The organism is Achromobacter spanius, assembly GCF_039673305.1.
Classification (GTDB): Bacteria; Pseudomonadota; Gammaproteobacteria; order Burkholderiales; family Burkholderiaceae_B; genus Achromobacter; species Achromobacter spanius_F.
In genome coordinates, this window is the sequence record NZ_JBDJLJ010000022.1 from 11,593 (window position 1) to 30,226 (window position 18,634).

Consider the following 18,634-nt stretch of genomic DNA (forward strand, 5'->3'; position numbering starts at 1 on the left):
GTGGCGGTCAGCCCGCCAGCTTGCCTGCGCCGGATGCGGTCGAGGCCTCCAGGAAGTCCTGGGCAAAGCGCTGCAGCACGCCGCCGGCCTCGTAGATGGAGACTTCCTCGGCGGTGTCCAGGCGGCAGGTCACGGGCACTTGTTCGGTGCTGCCGTTGCGCCGGTGGATGACCAGGGTCAGGTCGGCGCGCGGGGTGCGCTCGCCGATCACGTCGTAGCTTTCGGTGCCGTCCAGCGCCAGCGTCTTGCGGTTGACGCCCGGCTTGAATTCCAGCGGCAGCACGCCCATGCCGATCAGGTTGGTGCGGTGGATGCGTTCGAAGCCTTCGGCGACGATGGCTTCCACGCCGGCCAGGCGCACGCCCTTGGCGGCCCAGTCGCGCGAGGATCCCTGGCCGTAGTCGGCGCCGGCCACGATGATCAGCGGCTGCTTGCGGTCCATGTAGGTCTCGATGGCTTCCCACATGCGCATGACCTGGCCTTCGGGCTCCACGCGCGCCAGCGAGCCCTGCTTCACGGTGCCGTCGGCGTTCTTCACCATTTCGTTGAAGAGCTTGGGGTTGGCGAAGGTGGCGCGCTGCGCGGTCAGGTGGTCGCCGCGGTGCGTGGCGTAGGAGTTGAAGTCCTCTTCGGGCAGGCCCATCTTGTCCAGGTATTCGCCCGCTGCGCTGTCCAGCAGGATGGCGTTGGACGGCGACAGGTGGTCGGTGGTGATGTTGTCGCCCAGCACGGCCAGCGGCAGCATGCCGCGCAGCGTGCGTTCGCCGGCCAGCGCGCCTTCCCAGTACGGCGGGCGGCGGATGTAGGTGCTTTGCGGACGCCAGTCGTACAGCGGGCTGGCGGCGGCCTTGCGGTCGTTCTTGATGCCGAACATGGGGGCGTAGACCTTGCGGAACTGCTCGGGCTTGACGGCCGACTTGACCATGGCGTCGATCTCTTCGTCGCTGGGCCAGATGTCCTTCAGGCGGATTTCGCGGCCGTCGGACGCCACGCCCAGCACGTCGCGTTCGATGTCGAAGCGGATGGTGCCGGCGATGGCATAGGCCACGACCAGCGGCGGCGAGGCCAGGAAGGCCTGCTTGGCGTAGGGATGGATGCGGCCGTCGAAGTTGCGGTTGCCGGACAGCACGGCGGTGGCGTAGAGGTCGCGGTCGATGATTTCCTGCTGGATCGTCGGGTCCAGCGCGCCGGACATGCCGTTGCACGTGGTACAGGCAAACGCCACCACGCCGAAGCCCAGCTTTTCCAGGTCTTGCGTGAGGCCGGCTTCGTCCAGATAAAGCTGCACGGCCTTGGATCCCGGCGCCAGCGAGCTTTTCACCCACGGCTTGCGCGTCAGGCCCGCGCGGTTGGCGTTGCGCGCCAGGAGGCCGGCGGCGATGACGTTGCGCGGGTTGCTGGTGTTGGTGCAGCTGGTGATGGCGGCGATGATGACGGCGCCGTCGGGCATCAGGCCCGGCTGGTTTTCGACCACGCCGGCGATGCCGCGTTCGGCCAGGTCCGACACCGGCAGGCGGCGGTGCGGGTTGGACGGGCCGGCCAGCGTGCGCACGACCGTCGACAGGTCAAAGCGCAGCACGCGCTCGTACTGCACGGCCTTCAGGCTGTCGGACCACAGGCCGGCCGTCTTGGCGTAGGTTTCCACCAGCGCGATCTGCGCGTCTTCGCGCCCGGTCAGGCGCAGGTAGTCGATGGTCTGCTGGTCGATGGAGAACATCGCGGCCGTGGCGCCGTATTCGGGCGCCATGTTCGAGATGGTGGCGCGGTCGCCCAGCGTCAGGCTGGACGCGCCTTCGCCGTAGAACTCCAGGTAGGCGCCCACGACCTTTTCCTTGCGCAGGAATTCGGTCAGGGTCAGCACGATGTCGGTGGCGGTGATGCCGGGCTGGGCGCGGCCGGCCAGTTCGACGCCGACGATGTCGGGCAGGCGCATCCAGGACGCGCGGCCCAGCATGACGTTTTCCGCTTCCAGGCCGCCCACGCCGATGGCGATGACGCCCAGCGCGTCCACGTGCGGCGTGTGGCTGTCGGTGCCCACCAGCGTGTCGGGAAAGGCCACGCCGTCCTGCGTGTAGATCACGGGCGACATCCGCTCCAGGTTGATCTGGTGCATGATGCCGTTGCCGGGCGGCACGATCTCGATGTTCTCGAAGGCCTCTTTGGTCCAGTCGATGAAATGGAAGCGGTCTTCGTTGCGGCGGTCTTCGACGGCGCGGTTCTTGGCGAAGGCGTCGGGATCGTTGCCGTCGTATTCCACGGCCAGCGAATGGTCGACGATCAGCTGCACCGGCACGACGGGATTGACCTTGGCCGGATCGCCCCCCTTGTCGGCGATGGCGTCGCGCAGGCCGGCCAGGTCCACCAGCGCGGTCTGGCCCAGGATGTCATGACAGACGACGCGCGCCGGAAACCACGGAAAGTCCAGGTCGCGGCGGCGCTCGATAAGCTGCTTGAGCGAGTCGGTCAGCTGCGCCGGTTCGCAGCGGCGCACCAGGTTTTCGGCCAGGACGCGCGAGGTATAGGGCAGGCCGTCATACGCGCCGGGCGCGATGGCCTCTACCGCCGCGCGGGCGTCGAAGTAGTCCAGGCGGGTGCCGGGCAGGGTCTTGCGGTACGACTTGTTCATCATGCCTCCGTGCGCTGCTGGGTGCTCTGCGCGATCTGTTGTTCGATGTTGATGCGGGATGCGCGGATGTGGCGGCGCATCAGGATTTCGGCCAGCTCGCCGTCGCCGTCGGCGATGGCGTCGAGAATGCGGTGGTGTTCGGCATAGGCCTGCCGCGGGCGGTTCGGCGTTGTCGAATACTGGATGCGGTACATGCGCGCCAGTTGATAGAGTTCATCGCAGAGCATGCGGAACAGCATCTGGTTGCCGCTGCCCTTGACGATGCGGTAGTGGAAATCGTAGTCGCCTTCCTGCTGGTAATAGCCCAGGCCGGCCTGGAAGGCTTCGTCGCGCTCGTGGGCTTCCAGCACGCCGCGCAGTTCGTCGATTTCCGACGGCGGCATGCGTTCGGCGGCCAGCCGGCAGGCCATGCCTTCCAGTGATTCGCGGATTTCGTAGAGTTCGACCAGTTCCTGGATCGACAGCGACACGACGCGGGCGCCGGCGTGCGGCACGCGGACCAGCAGCTTCTGGCCTTCGAGCCGGTGCAGGGCTTCGCGCAGCGGGCCGCGGCTGACGCCGTGGATGCGCGCCAGTTCGGGTTCGGAAATCTTGCTGCCCGGGGCGATCTCGCCTTTGACGATGGCGGACTGGATCTTGCGGAAGATGTGGTCCGACAGCGTTTCGCCGTCGTTCGGCGGCGTGCCCGGCAGGGTGAGCACTTTGCTCATGGTGTCGACAATCCGTCCGTTTTGAAGGGGTGTGAACGGGAAAAAATGCGCTGGGCGCATTGAATTGTCAACAATTTACCCCGTGCCGGGGCGCGGGCGCAAGCGGCCGCCAGGCCGCCTGCGCCGGCTGGGGGCAGCGCGCCTAGCGCTTGTGGTGCACTTCCTGCATGCCGTACACCTGTACCGGGATGCCGGCGTGCCGGGCCTTCAATTGCAGGGACAGATACTGGGAATAGTGGCGCGACTGGTGCAGGTTGCCGCCGTGGAACCACAGCGCCTCCTGCTGCGTGGGCTTCCACATGTTGCGCTGCTCGCCTTCCCAGGGGCCCGGGTCCTTGGTGGTGTCGGATCCCAGTCCCCAGCACTTGCCGACCTTGTCCGCCACCTCCGGGCTGATCAGGTCCGCGGCCCAGCCGTTCATCGATCCGTACCCCGTGGCGTAGACCACCAGGTCGGCGGGCAGGGTCACGCCGTTGGTCAGCACGACGGCGTCGCGCGTCAGGCGGCTGACGTCGGTGCGCGACTGCAGCTTGATGCGGCCGTCGATGATGAGATCGCAGGCGCCCACGTCGATGTAGTAGCCGGAGCCGCGGCGCAGGTATTTCATGAAGAGGCCCGAGCCGTCGTCGCCCCAGTCCAGCATGAAGCCGGCGGCTTCCAGCTTTCTGTAGAACTCGGCGTCGCGCTCGCGCATCTGCTCATACAGCGGGATCTGGAACTGCGCCAGGATCTTGTAGGGCACGGACGCGAAGGTCAGGTCGGCCTTGCGCGTGGTCATGCCGCTGGCCAGCGCCCGTTCGGAATACAGCCCGCCCAGGCCGATGTCCATCAGGGTCTCGGAACGCACGATGTGCGTGGATGAGCGCTGCACCATGGTGACGTTGGCGCCGCCTTCCCACAGCGCCGCGCAGATGTCGTGGGCGGAATTGTTGGCGCCGATGACGACCACGTTCTTGCCGCGGTAGGCGTCGGGCCCCGGGTGCTGCGACGAATGCTGCTGTTCCCCCTGGAACTCGTCCTGGCCCGGGAAGCTGGGCACGTTCGCCTTGCCCGACATGCCGGTCGCCAGCACCAGCTGCCTGGGGCGCAGCACGACGGGCTTGCCGTCGCGCAGCACCTTGACCTCCCATTCCTGCTTCTGCTCGTCGTAGCGCGCCGACTCGCAGACGGTGGAGGTCCAGTAGTTCAGCTCCATCACCTTGGTGTACATCTCGAGCCAGTCCCCGATCTTGTCCTTGGGGGCGAAGACGGGCCAGTTCTCGGGGAAGGGGATATAGGGCAGGTGGTCATACCAGACCGGGTCGTGCAGGCACAGCGACTTGTAGCGCTTCCTCCAGCTGTCGCCGGCGCGCTCGTTCTTTTCGATGATGATGGTGGGCACGTCGAGCTGGCGCAGCCGCGCGCCCAGCGCGATGCCGCCCTGGCCGCCGCCGATGATCAGCACGTAGGGCTGCGTCTGGTAGCCCAGTTCGGCCGCTTCGCGTTCGCGCTTTTCCAGCCAGGTCTGGCGCTCGCGGCTGCTGCCGTGTTCCGCGCCCATGGGCCGGCGCACGCCGCTGGGTTCCTCGTGGCCCTTGAGTTCCGACATGGTGGTGAGCAGGGTCCAGATCTTGCCGTCCTTGACGCGGATGTGGCCGTAGCCGCGCGCCAGGTTGGTGTCGACGTGGAACCATCCCTGCAGCACGCCGCCCTCGTCGGAGGCGCCTTCCGCGTCGTCGCGCGTGAAGCGGACGGGCTCGACCTGTCCGAGCTGCTGCTGCAGCATGTCGCGGACCTGGCCGTGGCCTTCCAGGGTGCGCAGGTTCCAGGAAAACAGCACCAGGTCGCGCCAATAGCATTCGTCCTGGAACATCCGGACGACGGCGTCGATGTCCTTGTTGCCCAGCGCGGTGTTCAGGCGCGCAAGCACTTCGTCCAGCGCGGCGTCGGCGGCTTGGTCGGTCGGCATATCTTGTCTCCTTGCCCGGGGCGGGCTGTCGTTGTCGTGGCGGGGGTTTCCCGTCCGGCGGCGGCTCCGCCCTGTGCCGGACGGTGGGCGCCGCTTCCAACCATGCAAATGCCGTGCCAGCCCCAGCGCGACGGTGTGCGCGACGGGAACGGGACCGGGCTGGCAGCCGGCCCCGTGGCGGATGCCACACCTGTGGCGTGCGGGTGTGGCGCGAAAAGGGGGGGCGAACGTGTGGCGGCGGGCGGGCGCGGTCAGCGGCGCGGCGACACCCCGTAGCGCCGCATCTGGCGATGGACCGTGGACCGGTCCACGCCGAGCCGCCGCGCCGCTTCCGACACGTTGCCGGCGCAACCGGCCAGGGCCGTGCGCAGCGCGGCTTCCTCGGCGCTGGCGGCGCCGGCCGCCGGGGCCAGCGTGTCGGGCAGGTCGTGGGGTTCGATGACGCCGTGTTCGCACAGGGCGGCGGCCACCGCGATCACGTTGGCCAGCTCGCGGATGTTGCCCGGCCAGGCATGGGCCTTCAGGGCCATGAGCGCGGCGGGCGACAGCACGGGCGCGCCGGATTCGTCCTGGTGCCGCGCCAGCATGCGGGCGATGAGCCAGTCCAGGTCCTGGCGTTCGCGCAGCGGCGGCACGGTCAGGGCGGCGGCGTTGATGCGGTAGTAGAGGTCTTCGCGGAAGCGCCCGTCGCGCACCTGTGCGCCCAGGTCGCGATGCGATGCCGACACCAGCGCCAGGCGCAGCGCGCGCGGCGCATTGGCGCCGATGGGCGTGACCTCGGACTCGGCCAGCACGCGCAGCAGGCGGCTCTGCAGCGCCAGCGGCATGTCGCCGATCTCGTCCAGGAACAGGGTGCCGCCGTCGGATTCTTCGATCAGGCCCTTGCGCCCCTTGGGAGCGGCGCCGGTGTAGGCGCCGGGCAGGTAGCCGAACAGTTCGCTTTCGATCAGGGATTCGGGGATGGCCGCGCAGTTCACGGCCACGAAGCGGCCGGCGCGGCCGCTGGCGTCATGGATGGCGCGCGCCAGGTATTCCTTGCCGACGCCCGTTTCGCCCTGCAGCAGGATGGGCAGTCCCTGGCGCGCCAGCTTGGCGGCGCGGGCCTGCAGCGCGGCCATGCGGGCGTCGCCGCCGTCCAGGCCGCGCAGGGCCGACGGCGTCGCGGCCACCGTGACCGACGCGCCGCGCGCGCGGCGGTTGGGTTCGATGGCGTGCGCGAACAGGGCGTCGCCGTCGCGCGCGACGATCAGCCGGTCCTGTGGGGCGCGCGCGCGGGTGTACTGGGGCAGGTCGTCCAGCTGCACGTTGAAGAAGCGCGTGACGGACTGGCCGATGAGGTCGGCCGGATTGCGCCAGTCCAGCCCGGCGGCGCGCGCCAGCAGCTTGGCGCCGCTGTGCGTCATGCCCAGGATGCGGCCCGAGCCGTCCAGCGAGATCGCCGCTTCCGGATCGACGTCCAGGAATTCGGGCGACCGGGCAAAGCGCAGCACCCATTCGTTGCGCGTGCGCGCCATCAGGTTGGCCAGTTCGATGCGGCGCGTGGTGCTGTTGACCAGGTGCAGCGCCAGGTTCTGGCTGGCCTTGAGGCTGGGGGAACTGAGCAGCGAGATGTCCAGCACGGCCGCCAGTTCGCCGTCGGCGCTGTAGATGGGCGCGGCGGTGCAGGACAGCGGCGTGTGCGTGTTGTCGAAGTGGTCGGTCTGGTGGATGGTGAGCGACTCGCCCGTTTCCAGGCAGGCGCCGACCGCGCAGGTGCCGGCGCGCTGCTCGGACCATTCCGACCCCAGATAAAGGCCGGCCTTGCGCAGCCGCGCGGTCTGCAGCGGATCGCCCAGGAATTCGACGGTGACGCCCTGGCGGTCGGCCAGCAGCAGCACGTAGTTCTGGCCGGCGACCTGGCGGAACAGGTGGTCCAGGCCGCTGCGGGCGATGGAGATCAGGGCTTCGGATTGCTGGCGGTGTTCGCGCAGGCGGCCGTCGGGGACGATATAGGCCTCGCAAGCCTGCGCCGGATCCAGCCGGTACTGGTCCAGGCAGCGCAGCCAGCTGCGCACCACGTGCGCGTCGCGCTGCGTGGGCCGGCCCTGGCCGACCTGTTCGATCTCGCGGATATGGGCGGAATGCAGGGATTCCTGACTAGGCATGTCGTCTCCATGGTTCGCCCGATCTGCGCCGGATCATTCGGCAGCATGCACAGGCGGAGACGCCGCTGTAAATGCTGGTTATCCAGCAGTCTCGCGGTCCAGCGAACGCAGGGGCTCGGGGATCTGGTAGCGCCGGCCGTCGAACTTCAGCGTGCGCGTCGTCTTGCCCTTGTCCAGGATCTTTTCGACGCAGTCGCCATGCTGCATGGCCGCACGGCTGGACTCGTGCGACTCGGTTGCGGTCAGGTCCCGCAATCCGTTGGCGCTGCCGCCGCCCATGGCCAGGCTGACGCTGCGCTCGGTGAATTCGCCGGCGCAGTTGGTGTCCCATTCGCCGTTCGAGCGGTCGACGACCAGGCCGTCCAGCACCATGTCCAGCCCCTTGGGGCCGATGTCGAACAGGCGCAGGCTGGTTTCGGAAAACGGATTGGCGCGCGACGAGCCTTCGCGGGAGATCCGCAGCCCGAAGGCGCGGCGCCCGGGCGCGACGTCATAGCGGGCCGTGTCGAACGACACGCCGCCCAGGCGGACGGCGTCGTCCGACATCAGTCCGTCCAGCCGCAGGTCATGCAGCACCTTGAGCGTTGCGCGATCCAGCACCAATATCCGCAGGTCGCCGTCGTGCCCGTCGTCCTGGTCCGGGCGGTCCTGCATCAGCGGAATCGCCGCCAGCAGCAGGTCGGGGTTGGCGGGCCAGGCCTTGCAGGTCACGGCGAAGGGTTCGCCGAATTCGGCGTCGGAAATCCGGATGACGACGTTGTCCCGTCCGAGGCGGACGTTGCCGTCGGCGTCGGGCGCGGGCGCCTGGGGATATGCCGCGCGGACGATATCCGCCGCCTGCGGGCAGGCGTCGCGGGCGGCTTGCGCCGCGCCGCAGGCAAGTAGCGCGGCCAGGGCCAGCGCGCCCGTCAGGGCAGAGGGGAATCGAAGCATCGGTAGGGACAGGCGCCAGTGGGACGAACCGCGATTCTAGTGAGGCGCCGCGTCCGTCCGCAACCGTGCGCCATGCGTCCCTACAGGTCCACGCGCACCTTGCCCGCCTGCACCAGCCCGGCGACGTCGCGGATTTCCGCCAGCAGCGCTTCCTGAAGCTGCCCCGGCGTGCCGCCCGTGGGTTCGAAGCCCTGTTCGGCCAGCTTGGCGTGCACGGCCTCGGTCTTGAGCGCGCGGTTGACGCCCTGGTTCAGCGCGGCGACCGTGGCCTCGGGCGTGCCGGCGGCGCAGTAGGTGCCGAACTGGATCTGCGCGGAGAAGCCGGGAAAGCCGCCTTCGGCGACGGTGGGGATATCCGGGTACTTGGGCAGGCGCTGCGGACTGGTGACGGCCAGCACGCGCAGGCGGCCGCTTTTCAGATAGGGCTCGACCGCGGCCACGGTGGCGACCACCACCTGGATCTGTCCGCCCAGCAGGTCGGTCATCATGGGGCCGGTGCCGCGGTAGGGCACATGCAGCATCTCGATGCCGCAGGCGGCCTGCAGCAGTTCGGTGGCCAGGTGCTGGGGCGTGGCGTTGCCAGGGGTGCCGAACGTCAGTCCCTTGGGTTCGCGCCTGGCCTGCGCCACCAGTTCGCCCAGCGTCTTGGCGGGCAGGTCGCTGTTGACCGCCACCATGTACGGCGAACGGGCGATCGGGCAGACGGGGGCGAGCTGCTGGAGCACCTCTTCGGGCGGGCGCGCGTAGTAGCGCACCGAGGGCACCAGGCCGGCGAAGAGCAGCATGCTGCCGTCCTTCGCGCCGTTGGCGGTGTAGTCCGCGCCCAGCATGCCGCTGGCGCCGGGCTTGTTTTCCACGATGACCGAGCGCTCCAGCGCGTCTTCCAGCGACGCGGCGATGACGCGGCCCAGCACGTCGGTGCCGCCGCCCGGCGGGAAGGGCACGATGACGCGCAAGGGCGCTTCGCGCGCCGCGGCGTCGCGCACGGCGCCGCCCAGCGGGGCCAGGGCCAGCGCCGCCATGCTCTTGATCAGGGTTCTGCGGTTCATGTTGTCTGTCTCCATCTCCACCTGGGGTGGTCTTTTCGCGGTTCGTCTCTATGCGCTGGACGATTCGGGTTTGCGCGCCTGGAAAAAGCTCCGTAGCGCCGCGGCCACCGTGGCGGGTTCCTCCACCGGCAGCATATGCCGCTGCGCCGTCGCCACGCGCGCGCACGCGCTGGGCAGGGCGCGCGCCAGCTCGCGCGTCATGCGCGGGTTGGAGCCGACGTCGTGCTCGCCGGTCATGACGAGGGCCGGGCAGGCGATGTCGGGCGCCGCCTGCGCGAGGATCGGGTCGCCATGGGCAAAGAGCGTGTAGGCGGCCAGGAAGCTGGCGCGGTCGTTGTCCAGCAGGCGCTGGCCGATCCGGGCCACGCGGTCCGGGCGCCGGGCCTGGAATTCCGGGGTGAACCAGCGGGCCAGCGACACCTGGGCAGCGGCCTGGGCGTCCTGAGTGGCTGCCGACGCGAGCCGTGCGCGCACGGCCGCCGCTTCGTCATCCGTGCGCCGGAACACCGTGCTCAGCAGAACCAGCCGGGCGACGCGTTCGGGACGCGCCGCGGCATAGGCGCCTGCGATCAGGCCGCCCATGGAATAGCCCAGCACATTCGCGTTGCGCCAGCCGGCGCGGTCCAGTTCGTCGTCCAGTTGCGCGATGAAATCCTCGATCCGCGCCGTGCCATGCAGCGCGGGCGCCGCGCCATGGCCCAGCAGGTCGTAGCGCAGCACGTCGAAGTCGGGTTCCAGCAGGGGCGTCAGGTCGTCCCACAAGGTGTGGTCCAGCCCCACGCCGTGCAGCAGCACCAGGGGTTCGCCGCGCCCGGAGCGCCGCCGTTGCGCGCTCATTTGGCTTGCGCCTCTTGCGCCAGTTCCTGCAGGTCGGAATAGCGGTTGCCGATGCGGTGGTGCGGGCGGCCCGAGGTGGCCGCGCCCAGCGCGATCACGATTTCGTCGGGCGCCGGCGCGTCGTTGATGGTGGTCTGCACCGTCAGGTAATGCGAGCGCAGGCCTTCGTCCAGCTTGTGCATCAGCGGCACGGAGATCACGCAGCCGGGACCGCCGCGCATGTTGGTGAAGCTGAGATAGCTGGTGCCGCCCACCGCGTTGCGGTAGGCGTTGCCGAAGCGCAGCGTGTGGATCAGCGCGGACGCGTGCTCGACCTCGCCGGCGGTGCCCACCACCGCGGCCTTGCCGTAGGCTTCGATGTTGTCGGCCGACCCGGCCTGGCGCAGGATTTCGGCGACCAGCAGTTCGCCCAGCGGGGGCGCCGCTTCCAGGATGCCGGGACGCAGGTCTTCCTGGAACGGCAGGCCGGCCCACGGATTGCGGATCACGGCGGCGGCCACGATCATCACCAGCGGGCGTTCGGCCGCGCGGCCGCCTTCGATGAGGGTTTTCTCGACGTAACTGACTACCTTGCGCACTTGCAGTGATGACATACGCGCTGCTCCGAAATCCATGGATGAAATGACGGCCCCATTGTTCGACGCGCGGCGGATTTTTGACAATCCAAATTAACGTAAGCTAATTTCGGAAAATCCGAATTTGATGCATCCACAGCCTACCGCCCACAGCCCATGCCCACGCCCTTGAAGATCCAGCACCTGCGTCAGTTCCTGCTCGCCGCGGACCACGGCAGTTTCCGCCTGGCCGCGCAGGGCACGTTCCGGTCGCAGGCCGCGGTTTCCGCCGCCATGCAGGACCTGGAGCAGCAGTTGGGCGCCCCGCTGTTCGAACCCGGCAAGCGCGCCCAGCTGACGCCGCTGGGCCTGGCGGTGGCGCCGCTGTTCCGCGAACTGCTGTCCACCCACGACCGCGTGCTGGATGCCGCACGCCAGTTCGGCCGGGGCAGCCAGGGGCCGGTGTCGCTGGCGGTCATGCCGTCGCTGGCGGACGAATGGCTGCCGCGGCTGCTGGAGCGCTACGCGCGCGGCCATCCCGACATCCGCATCCGCGCGCTGGACGAGCCGTCGCCGGAAGTGCACCGCCTGGTCCTGTCCGGCGAAGTGCAGGTGGGGGTGGCGGGGCAGGCGCCGCGCACGGCCGAGGTGGCGTTCACGCCGGTGGCGCGCGACGCGTTCGGGCTGGTCTGCAGGAAAAGCCATCCGCTGGCTCGCCGCCGCGGGCCGGTGCCGTGGGCGGCGCTGGCGGACGAGCGCCTGATCGGCAACGCCACCTTTGACACGCTCAAGAACCGCCAGCTGGGAAGCGCCATCGACGACCCGGCGATCGTCGTGTCCAACCGCGCGTCGCTGCTGGCCAGCGTAGTGGGCGGATTGGGCGTCACCGTGCTGCCGGTGCTGGCGCGGCCGGCTGCCGGCAGCGGCCTGGCCTTCGTGCCGCTGGCGGAGCCGGTGGTGGAACGCATCGTCGGCGTGCTGACGCGCAAGGAAGAGACCCTGCTGCCGTCGGTGGCCGCCATGCACGCGCTGGCGCTGCGGTCGCTGGCGCAGTTCACGCGCCGCAAGGGCGCGGCGCTGGTGTAGGCGCGCGCCGTCCGGCCCGCGCCAGGGCGGGCGTCAGACGCCGCAGGCGTAGGTCATGAACTGCCGGAATGCGTCTGCCGGCTTGGCCATGGCTGCGCGCGGGTGCCACAGCAGGCCGGCCTCCATGGGCGGCACGGCGTCGGTGATGGGCACCGCTTCGATCTTGCGGCCTTCCAGCGACCAGGGCCGGTAAACCATGTCCGACAGCATCGTGATGCCGAAGCCGTGCGCCACCAGCCCGCGCAGCGCTTCCATCGAACGCGTGCGGAATGCGATGTCGGGCTCCAGGCCGTGCGCCCGCCAGTAGTTCAGCGTGGAGCGTTCGCCTTCGTCCATTTCCAGCAGGATGTACGGATAGCGCGCGATGTCGGCCAGCGACGGGGCGGCGGCCTGCAGCAGCGGGTGGCCGGAGGCCGTCCACAACTGGCGCCGCGAGCGCACCAGCACCTGGTGGCCGAACCGATCCCGCTTGTCGACGTTGGACAGCAGCGCCACGCCCAGTTCGACGTCGCCGCTGGCAACGGCGTGTTCGATGTCGGGCCGGTCCATGTCCACCAGGTCCAGCACCACATCCGGATAGCGCCGCCGAAAGCGCGCCAGCAGGTCGGGAAGGAAGTAGCCCAGCACGGTGTACGACGCCGCGATCCGCACCGAGCCGCGCAGCGCGTAGCGCTGGAAGCCCGGTTCGCGCAGGGCGTCGTCCAGCGAATCCAGCACGTCGCGGGCGCGCTGGTGGAAGTTGTGGCCTTCCGGCGTAAGCGTGACGCCGTGGGGATGGCGATCGAACAGGCGCACGCCCAGTTGCGCTTCCAGCGCCAGCACCGCGTTGGTGACGGCCGACTGCGAGACGTGTTCGTCCGCGGCGGCCATGGAGAACCGGCCGGTGCGCGCGGCCGCGGCGAAGTACCGCAGCTGCCTGAGGGTGACGTCGTTAGCCATGTGTTTATCGAATACCAGCTACATGAATATATGAATATACGATAGCGGCCGCCCTTCCTACACTGCGGAAAAACACCAAATCCCCCCACCGCAGATGGCAGGAGACAAGCCCGTGAACGCCCCTCTACCCCCCGGCGTGGCCGATACCCATGGCCTGTCGCTGGACGACAAATACCTGCAGCCCACCGGCCGCGTCTATCTCAGCGGCACGCAGGCGCTGGTGCGCCTGCCCCTCATGCAGAAGCAGCGCGACCAGCAGGCCGGGCTGAATACCGCCGGCTACGTCTCCGGCTATCGCGGATCGCCGCTGGGCGGGCTGGACCAGGCGCTGTGGAAAGCCAAGCGCCATCTCAAGGCCAGCGACGTCGTTTTCCAGCCTGGCGTAAACGAAGACCTGGCGGCCACCGCGGTCTGGGGCTCGCAGCAGCTCAACCTGTTTCCGGGCGCGCAGCGCGACGGCGTGTTCGGCATGTGGTACGGCAAGGGGCCGGGCGTGGACCGGTCGGTGGACGTCCTCAAGCATGCCAACTCGGCGGGCACGTCCGCGCATGGCGGCGTGCTGATGCTGGCGGGCGACGACCATGCCGCGAAATCCTCGTCGGTGGCGCACCAGTCGGAACACGTGCTGATCGCCAGCGGCATCCCGGTGCTGTATCCGTCGAATGTGCAGGAATACCTGGACTACGGCCTGCACGGCTGGGCCATGAGCCGCCACACCGGCCTGTGGGTGGCCATGAAATGCGTGACGGACGTGGTGGAGTCCAGCGCGTCGGTGGACGTGGACCCGGAACGCGTGCGGATCGTGCTGCCCGAAGACAGCCTGCCGGCCGGCGGCCTGAACATCCGCTGGCCCGATTCGCCGCTGGCGCAGGAGGCGCGGCTGCTGGACCACAAGTGGTACGCGGCGCTGGCCTACGTGCGCGCCAACAAGCTGAATCGCGTGGTGCTGGATTCGCCGCGCGCGCACTTCGGCATCATGACCGCCGGCAAGGCCTATCTGGACGTGCGCCAGGCGCTGAACGACCTGGGCCTGGACGAAGCGGCCTGTGCGCAGGCCGGCATCCGGGTGCTGAAGGTGGGCTGCATCTGGCCGCTGGACGCGCGGGACGCCCGCGAATTCGCGACCGGGCTGAAGGAAATCCTGGTGGTCGAGGAAAAGCGCCAGATCCTGGAATACGCGCTCAAGGAAGAACTCTACAACTGGCGCGACGACGTGCGCCCGCGCGTGTACGGCAAGTTCGACGAGCGCGAGAACGGCGGCGGTGAATGGTCCACGCCGCGCGGCGGCTGGCTGCTGCCCGCGCGCTACGAGCTGTCGCCCGCGCTGATCGCCCGGGCGATTGCCGCGCGCCTGGAAAAGGCGGACCTGTCGGACGCGCTGCGCGCCCGCATCGCGGCGCGCCTGGCCGTGATCGACGCGAAAGAGCGCGAGGCCAGCCGGCCGGTGCTGGTGGAAGAGCGCAAGCCCTGGTTCTGTTCCGGCTGTCCGCACAACACGTCCACCCGCGTGCCGGAGGGCTCGCGCGCGGTGGCGGGCATCGGCTGCCACTACATGGCGATGTGGATGGACCGCGATACCGACACGTTCAGCCAGATGGGCGGGGAGGGCGTGGCCTGGCTGGGCCAGAAGGATTTCACGTCGGAACGGCACATCTTCGCCAATCTGGGCGACGGCACCTATTTCCATTCCGGCCTGCTGGCCATCCGCGCGGCGGTCGCGGCCCGCGCCCGCATCACCTACAAGATCCTCTACAACGATGCCGTCGCGATGACGGGCGGGCAGCCCGTGGACGGCGTGCTGACCGTGCCGCAGATCGCGGCGCAGATGCTGGCGGAAGGGGTGGTCAAGACGGTGGTCGTGACGGACGAGCCCGAGAAGTACGCGGGCGGCGGCACGCGGCCGGCCGGGATTGAAGTGCATCACCGCAAGGCCCTGGACGACGTGCAGCGCACGCTGCGCGACACCGAGGGCACCACGGTGCTCATCTACGACCAGACCTGCGCCACCGAAAAGCGCCGCCGCCGCAAGCGCGGCGAGTATCCCGACCCGCCCCGCCGCGCCTTCATCAACGAGGCGGTCTGCGAAGGTTGCGGCGACTGTTCGGTGAAGTCGAACTGCCTGTCCGTGGAGCCGCTGGATACGCCCATGGGAACGAAGCGGCGGATCAACCAGTCCACCTGCAACAAGGATTTTTCCTGCGTGGAAGGCTTCTGCCCCAGCTTCGTGACGGCGGAAGGCGCCGTCCTGCGCAAGCCCGGGCAGGCGGGGGAGGCGGTGGGGCTGCCCGAGGCGCCCCAGCCCGCGCTCGCGGCCCTCGCGCCCGGCGCCGCGTGCCGCATCGTGGTCGCGGGCGTGGGCGGCACGGGCGTGGTCACGATCGGCGCGCTGCTCGGCGCGGCCGCGCACATCGAAGGCAAGGGCGTGACCGTGCTGGACATGGCGGGCCTGGCGCAAAAGGGCGGGGCGGTGCTCAGCCACGTGCAGATCGCCAACGGGCCGGAACACCTGCACGCCACCCGCGTGGCGCTGGGCGAGGCCGACCTGGTGATCGGCTGCGACGCGCTGGTGGCGGCGTCGCCCGAGGTGCTGTCGCGCCTGCGGCCGGATCATGGCCGCGCGGTGGTGAACAGCAGCGCCGCGCCCACCGCCGCGTTCCTGTCGCAGCCCGCCTGGCGTTTTCCGGGCGCGCAGGCGCAGTCGGCGCTGGACCAGAGCACCGGCGGCCATTGCGACTTCATCGAGGCGGGGCCGCTGGCCGAAGCCTTGCTGGGCGACAGCATCTACGCCAATCCGCTGCTGCTGGGCTATGCCTGGCAGAAGGGCGGCCTGCCGTTGGCGCTGGACAGCCTGCGCCAGGCGATCCGCATCAACGGCGTGTCGGTGGAAAAGAACCTGGCCGCCTTCGAACTGGGCCGGCAGGCGGCGCATCGCGGCGCGGATGCACTGCGTCCGGCGGCGCCCGGGCGCTTGGTGGCGCTGCCGGAGTCCCTGGACGCGCTGGTCGAGCGGCTGGCGGCGCATGTGCGCGCCTACCAGGACGAGGCCTACGCCAGCCGCTACCGGGCGGCCGTGGAGGCGGTGCGCGCGCGCGAATCCGCGCTGGGAGAGAAGCGCCACGAGGTGACGCGCGCCGTGGCGCGCAACCTGGCCAAGCTCATGACCTACAAGGACGAGTACGAAGTTGCGCGCCTGTACGCCGATCCCGCCTTCAAGGACCGGCTGCGTGCGCAGTTCGAGGGCGAGCCGGGACGCGACTACCAGGTCCGCTACTACCTGGCGCCGCCGGCGTTCGCGCGCCGCGACGCGCGGGGCCGCCTGCAGAAGCGCGCCTTCGGCCCGTGGATGGCGCTGGCGTTCCGCGCGCTGGCGCCCATGAAGCGCGTGCGCGGCACCTGGCTGGACGTGTTCGGCAAGACGGCCGAGCGCCGCATGGAGCGGCAGCTGGCGGCCGACTACCTGGCGCTGGCCGCGGAGTTCGCGCAAACCCTGGACGCCGGCAACCGCGACGCGGCGCTGGAACTGGCCGACGTGCCGGACGCCATCCGCGGCTATGGCCATGTGAAGGAGAAGAGCGTGGAGCAGGCCCGGGCGCGGCAGGCGGCGCTGTGGGAACGCTACCGCAATGGCGGACGGGAGCAGCGGGCGGCCTGAACGCGCGGGCGGCGCGGTGGTGTACGATCCCCCGTCAATGCGGGCCTGCCCCGCCGCCCGGCCCGCCACGCCATGGAAAACATCCTCCGCAAACTCGACCTGACCTCGCTGCGCCTCTTTGTGGCGGTGTGCCAGGAAAACACCATCGCGCGGGCGGCCGAGCGCGAGTTCATCGCGCCATCCGCCGTCAGCCGGCGCATCGCCGACATGGAGGCCCTGATCGGACTGCCGCTGATCGACCGCCATACCCGCGGCGTGACGGCCACACCGGCCGGACAGACCGTGCTGCGCCACGCGCGCCAGATCATCGGCGACGTCGAAGCCATGGGCGCGGAGCTGTCGCGCTTCTACGAGGGCGTGAAAGGGCATGTGCGGGTGGTGGCCAACCTGTCGGCCATCGTGCAGTTCCTGCCGGAAGACGTGGCCGCGTTCCAGCGGCTGTTCCCCGATGTGGATATCGACCTGGAAGAACAGCACAGTCCCGACGTCCTGCGGCTGGTGCGCGAGCGCGCCGCCGACTTCGGCATCTGCAACCAGATCGCCGGCGCGGAAGGCCTGGAGCAGTTGCCCTACCGCCGCGACCGCCTGGCGGTGATGCTGCCGTCCGGCCACCCCAAGGCCGCGGCCCGCCAGCTCAGCCTGCAGGACATCGTCGACGAGACCTTCGTCGGCCTGCGCGAGAACAGCGCGCTGACCCAGCTGCTGGCCGCCCGCGCCGCCGTGCTGGGCAAGACGCTGTCGGTCAAGATCCGCGTGGCCAGCCTGGACGCGCTGTGCCGCATGACGCATGCGGGCCTGGGCATCGCCGTGATGCCGCAGCAGGTGGCCGAACTCTACCTGCAGGCGCTGGACGTGGTGGTGCGTCCCCTGTCCGACGACTGGGCCAGGCGCCAGCTCTGCATCGTGTTTCCGGGACAGGCCCAGCTTTCCGCCACGGCGGGCAGCCTGGTCAAGTTCCTGGCCCAGCAGGGCTGACGCGCTCGCCAGCGGGCGGTCGCGATCGCGCCGTCGCAGACGCGCCGTCGCCCACGCGCCGTCGCCAACGCGCCGTCGCGTTTCGCGATGGCTGGATTGCCGAGAAGACACTTCGGCAATCGCGGCGGTATTCGTATAGTCAAGGCGCGTTCATCGCCGGTACGGGGCATACAGACCCCGCTGCGTCCTATACGGAGACACCATGACCCCCACCAGATTGCTTGCGAGCTGTGCGCTCGCCCTTGGCGCCCTGTGCGCGGCGTCCACCGCGGCTGCCGCGGGCTATCCCGACCGACCCATCCGGCTGATCGTGCCCACCTCGCCCGGCTCCACCGCCGACATGGTGGCGCGCGTGGTGGCCGAGAACCTGGGCAAGGCGCTGGCCCAGCCCATGATCGTCGAAAACCTGGCAGGCGCGGCCGGCATTCCCGGCACGCGCCAGCTCGTGTCGGCCAGGCCCGACGGCTACACGCTGGGCATCGTGTCGTCCAACCATGCGATAAACCCCAGCCTGTACAAGAGCATGCCCTATGACGCGGTCAAGGACATCACGCCCATCTCCGTCATCGGCACGACGCCGCTGGTGGTCGTGGTGGCGGAAAATGCGCCGTACAGGACGATGGCGGACCTGCTGAAGGCCGCGCGCGAGCAGCCCGGCAAGATCAACTACGGCTCGTCTGGCACGGGCAGCGTCCTGCACCTGGCCGGGGAACTGCTCAAGTCCAAGGCGGGCGTGGACATGATGCATATCCCGTACAAGGGCGGCAATGCCCTGATCACCGACGTCATGTCGGGACAGATCCAGGTGGCGTTCCTGGCGACGCCGTCGGTGCTGGCGCAGGTTCAGGCGGGCAAGCTGCGCGCCCTGGCGGTCAGCACCCCGCAACGCCTTGCCATCCTGCCCGATGTGCCCACCCTGGACGAGGCGGGCGTGAAGGGCTATTCCTATGACGCCTGGATTTCTCTGATCGGCCCGGCCGGCCTGCCCGCCGATATCGTCCAGACACTGCAGGCCGCCACCGCCAGGACGATGCAGGAGCCGGCGGTCCTGAAGGCGCTGTCGCCGCAGGGCTTCGTGGCGCAGGGCAGCAGCGCCGAGCAGGCGTCCAGGACGCTTGCCGCCGAAATCACCAAGAGCCAGGCGCTGGTCAAGGCCGCGGGCGTCACCATTGAATAGCCGC

Annotated in this window: 13 protein-coding genes; 4 read left to right on the forward strand and 9 right to left on the reverse strand. The window is 69.6% G+C overall.

The window, feature by feature from the left end; genetic code table 11:
- Window positions 1-7: 7 nt before the first annotated feature.
- The 8 genes from acnD to ABE485_RS17895 all read right to left on the reverse strand — a co-directional run bounded on the left by acnD (window position 8) and on the right by ABE485_RS17895 (window position 10,840).
- Window positions 8-2,626, reverse strand: a complete 2,619-nt coding sequence (gene acnD, locus ABE485_RS17860) for a Fe/S-dependent 2-methylisocitrate dehydratase AcnD (RefSeq protein ID WP_346516663.1) — start codon at window positions 2,624-2,626, stop codon at window positions 8-10.
- A complete protein-coding gene (locus ABE485_RS17865) occupies window positions 2,626-3,336 on the reverse strand; it encodes a GntR family transcriptional regulator (protein ID WP_346516606.1) in 711 nt (236 codons plus the stop codon). Before ABE485_RS17865 ends, acnD begins: the two co-directional genes overlap by 1 nt.
- Before the next feature lie 142 nt (window positions 3,337-3,478).
- A complete protein-coding gene (locus ABE485_RS17870; RefSeq protein WP_346516607.1) occupies window positions 3,479-5,284 on the reverse strand; it encodes an NAD(P)/FAD-dependent oxidoreductase in 1,806 nt (601 codons plus the stop codon).
- Between the two features lie 251 nt (window positions 5,285-5,535).
- Complete coding sequence (locus ABE485_RS17875; protein WP_346516608.1) at window positions 5,536-7,428, reverse strand: sigma-54-dependent Fis family transcriptional regulator; 1,893 nt, start codon at window positions 7,426-7,428, stop codon at window positions 5,536-5,538.
- Window positions 7,429-7,506: 78 nt separating this feature from the next.
- Window positions 7,507-8,361 carry a hypothetical protein gene (locus ABE485_RS17880; RefSeq protein ID WP_346516609.1) on the reverse strand — a complete coding sequence of 285 codons (855 nt, stop codon included), beginning with the start codon at window positions 8,359-8,361 and terminating at the stop codon, window positions 7,507-7,509.
- Window positions 8,362-8,441: 80 nt separating this feature from the next.
- Window positions 8,442-9,410, reverse strand: coding sequence for a Bug family tripartite tricarboxylate transporter substrate binding protein (locus tag ABE485_RS17885; RefSeq protein WP_346516610.1), 969 nt, complete (start codon window positions 9,408-9,410; stop codon window positions 8,442-8,444).
- 48 nt (window positions 9,411-9,458) lie between these two features.
- A complete protein-coding gene (locus tag ABE485_RS17890) occupies window positions 9,459-10,247 on the reverse strand; it encodes an alpha/beta fold hydrolase (protein ID WP_346516611.1) in 789 nt (262 codons plus the stop codon).
- Complete coding sequence (locus ABE485_RS17895; protein ID WP_346516612.1) at window positions 10,244-10,840, reverse strand: amino acid synthesis family protein; 597 nt, start codon at window positions 10,838-10,840, stop codon at window positions 10,244-10,246. The genes ABE485_RS17890 and ABE485_RS17895 overlap by 4 nt, the downstream gene beginning before the upstream one ends.
- 138 nt (window positions 10,841-10,978) lie before the next feature.
- Between ABE485_RS17895 and ABE485_RS17900 the strand changes: the two genes are divergently transcribed.
- Window positions 10,979-11,887, forward strand: a complete 909-nt coding sequence (locus tag ABE485_RS17900; protein WP_346516613.1) for a LysR family transcriptional regulator — start codon at window positions 10,979-10,981, stop codon at window positions 11,885-11,887.
- A 33-nt stretch (window positions 11,888-11,920) separates the two neighbouring features.
- Here ABE485_RS17900 and ABE485_RS17905 read toward each other — a convergent pair whose 3' ends face one another.
- The gene (locus ABE485_RS17905) at window positions 11,921-12,826 is read right to left on the reverse strand and encodes a LysR substrate-binding domain-containing protein (protein WP_346516614.1); all 906 of its coding nucleotides are present in this window, start codon (window positions 12,824-12,826) and stop codon (window positions 11,921-11,923) included.
- Between the two features lie 112 nt (window positions 12,827-12,938).
- Between ABE485_RS17905 and ABE485_RS17910 the strand changes: the two genes are divergently transcribed.
- The 3 genes from ABE485_RS17910 to ABE485_RS17920 all read left to right on the forward strand — a co-directional run bounded on the left by ABE485_RS17910 (window position 12,939) and on the right by ABE485_RS17920 (window position 18,630).
- Window positions 12,939-16,478 carry an indolepyruvate ferredoxin oxidoreductase family protein gene (locus ABE485_RS17910; protein WP_346516615.1) on the forward strand — a complete coding sequence of 1,180 codons (3,540 nt, stop codon included), beginning with the start codon at window positions 12,939-12,941 and terminating at the stop codon, window positions 16,476-16,478.
- Between the two features lie 72 nt (window positions 16,479-16,550).
- Window positions 16,551-17,453: a LysR substrate-binding domain-containing protein gene (locus ABE485_RS17915; protein WP_346516616.1), complete on the forward strand. Its 903-nt coding sequence runs from the start codon at window positions 16,551-16,553 to the stop codon at window positions 17,451-17,453.
- Window positions 17,454-17,655: 202 nt separating this feature from the next.
- Entirely contained in the window at window positions 17,656-18,630 is a 975-nt protein-coding gene (locus ABE485_RS17920) for a tripartite tricarboxylate transporter substrate binding protein (RefSeq protein WP_346516617.1), read from the forward strand.
- The last annotated feature ends 4 nt before the right edge of the window (window positions 18,631-18,634 follow it).

Coding starts and splice junctions, on each gene's coding strand:
- acnD (WP_346516663.1), bottom strand. CDS start 2,626: ATGAACAAGTCGTACCGCAAGACCCTGCCCGGCACCCGCCTGGACTAC.
- ABE485_RS17865 (WP_346516606.1), bottom strand. CDS start 3,336: ATGAGCAAAGTGCTCACCCTGCCGGGCACGCCGCCGAACGACGGCGAA.
- ABE485_RS17870 (WP_346516607.1), bottom strand. CDS start 5,284: ATGCCGACCGACCAAGCCGCCGACGCCGCGCTGGACGAAGTGCTTGCG.
- ABE485_RS17875 (WP_346516608.1), bottom strand. CDS start 7,428: ATGCCTAGTCAGGAATCCCTGCATTCCGCCCATATCCGCGAGATCGAA.
- ABE485_RS17880 (WP_346516609.1), bottom strand. CDS start 8,361: ATGCTTCGATTCCCCTCTGCCCTGACGGGCGCGCTGGCCCTGGCCGCG.
- ABE485_RS17885 (WP_346516610.1), bottom strand. CDS start 9,410: ATGAACCGCAGAACCCTGATCAAGAGCATGGCGGCGCTGGCCCTGGCC.
- ABE485_RS17890 (WP_346516611.1), bottom strand. CDS start 10,247: ATGAGCGCGCAACGGCGGCGCTCCGGGCGCGGCGAACCCCTGGTGCTG.
- ABE485_RS17895 (WP_346516612.1), bottom strand. CDS start 10,840: ATGTCATCACTGCAAGTGCGCAAGGTAGTCAGTTACGTCGAGAAAACC.
- ABE485_RS17900 (WP_346516613.1), top strand. CDS start 10,979: ATGCCCACGCCCTTGAAGATCCAGCACCTGCGTCAGTTCCTGCTCGCC.
- ABE485_RS17905 (WP_346516614.1), bottom strand. CDS start 12,826: ATGGCTAACGACGTCACCCTCAGGCAGCTGCGGTACTTCGCCGCGGCC.
- ABE485_RS17915 (WP_346516616.1), top strand. CDS start 16,551: ATGGAAAACATCCTCCGCAAACTCGACCTGACCTCGCTGCGCCTCTTT.
- ABE485_RS17920 (WP_346516617.1), top strand. CDS start 17,656: ATGACCCCCACCAGATTGCTTGCGAGCTGTGCGCTCGCCCTTGGCGCC.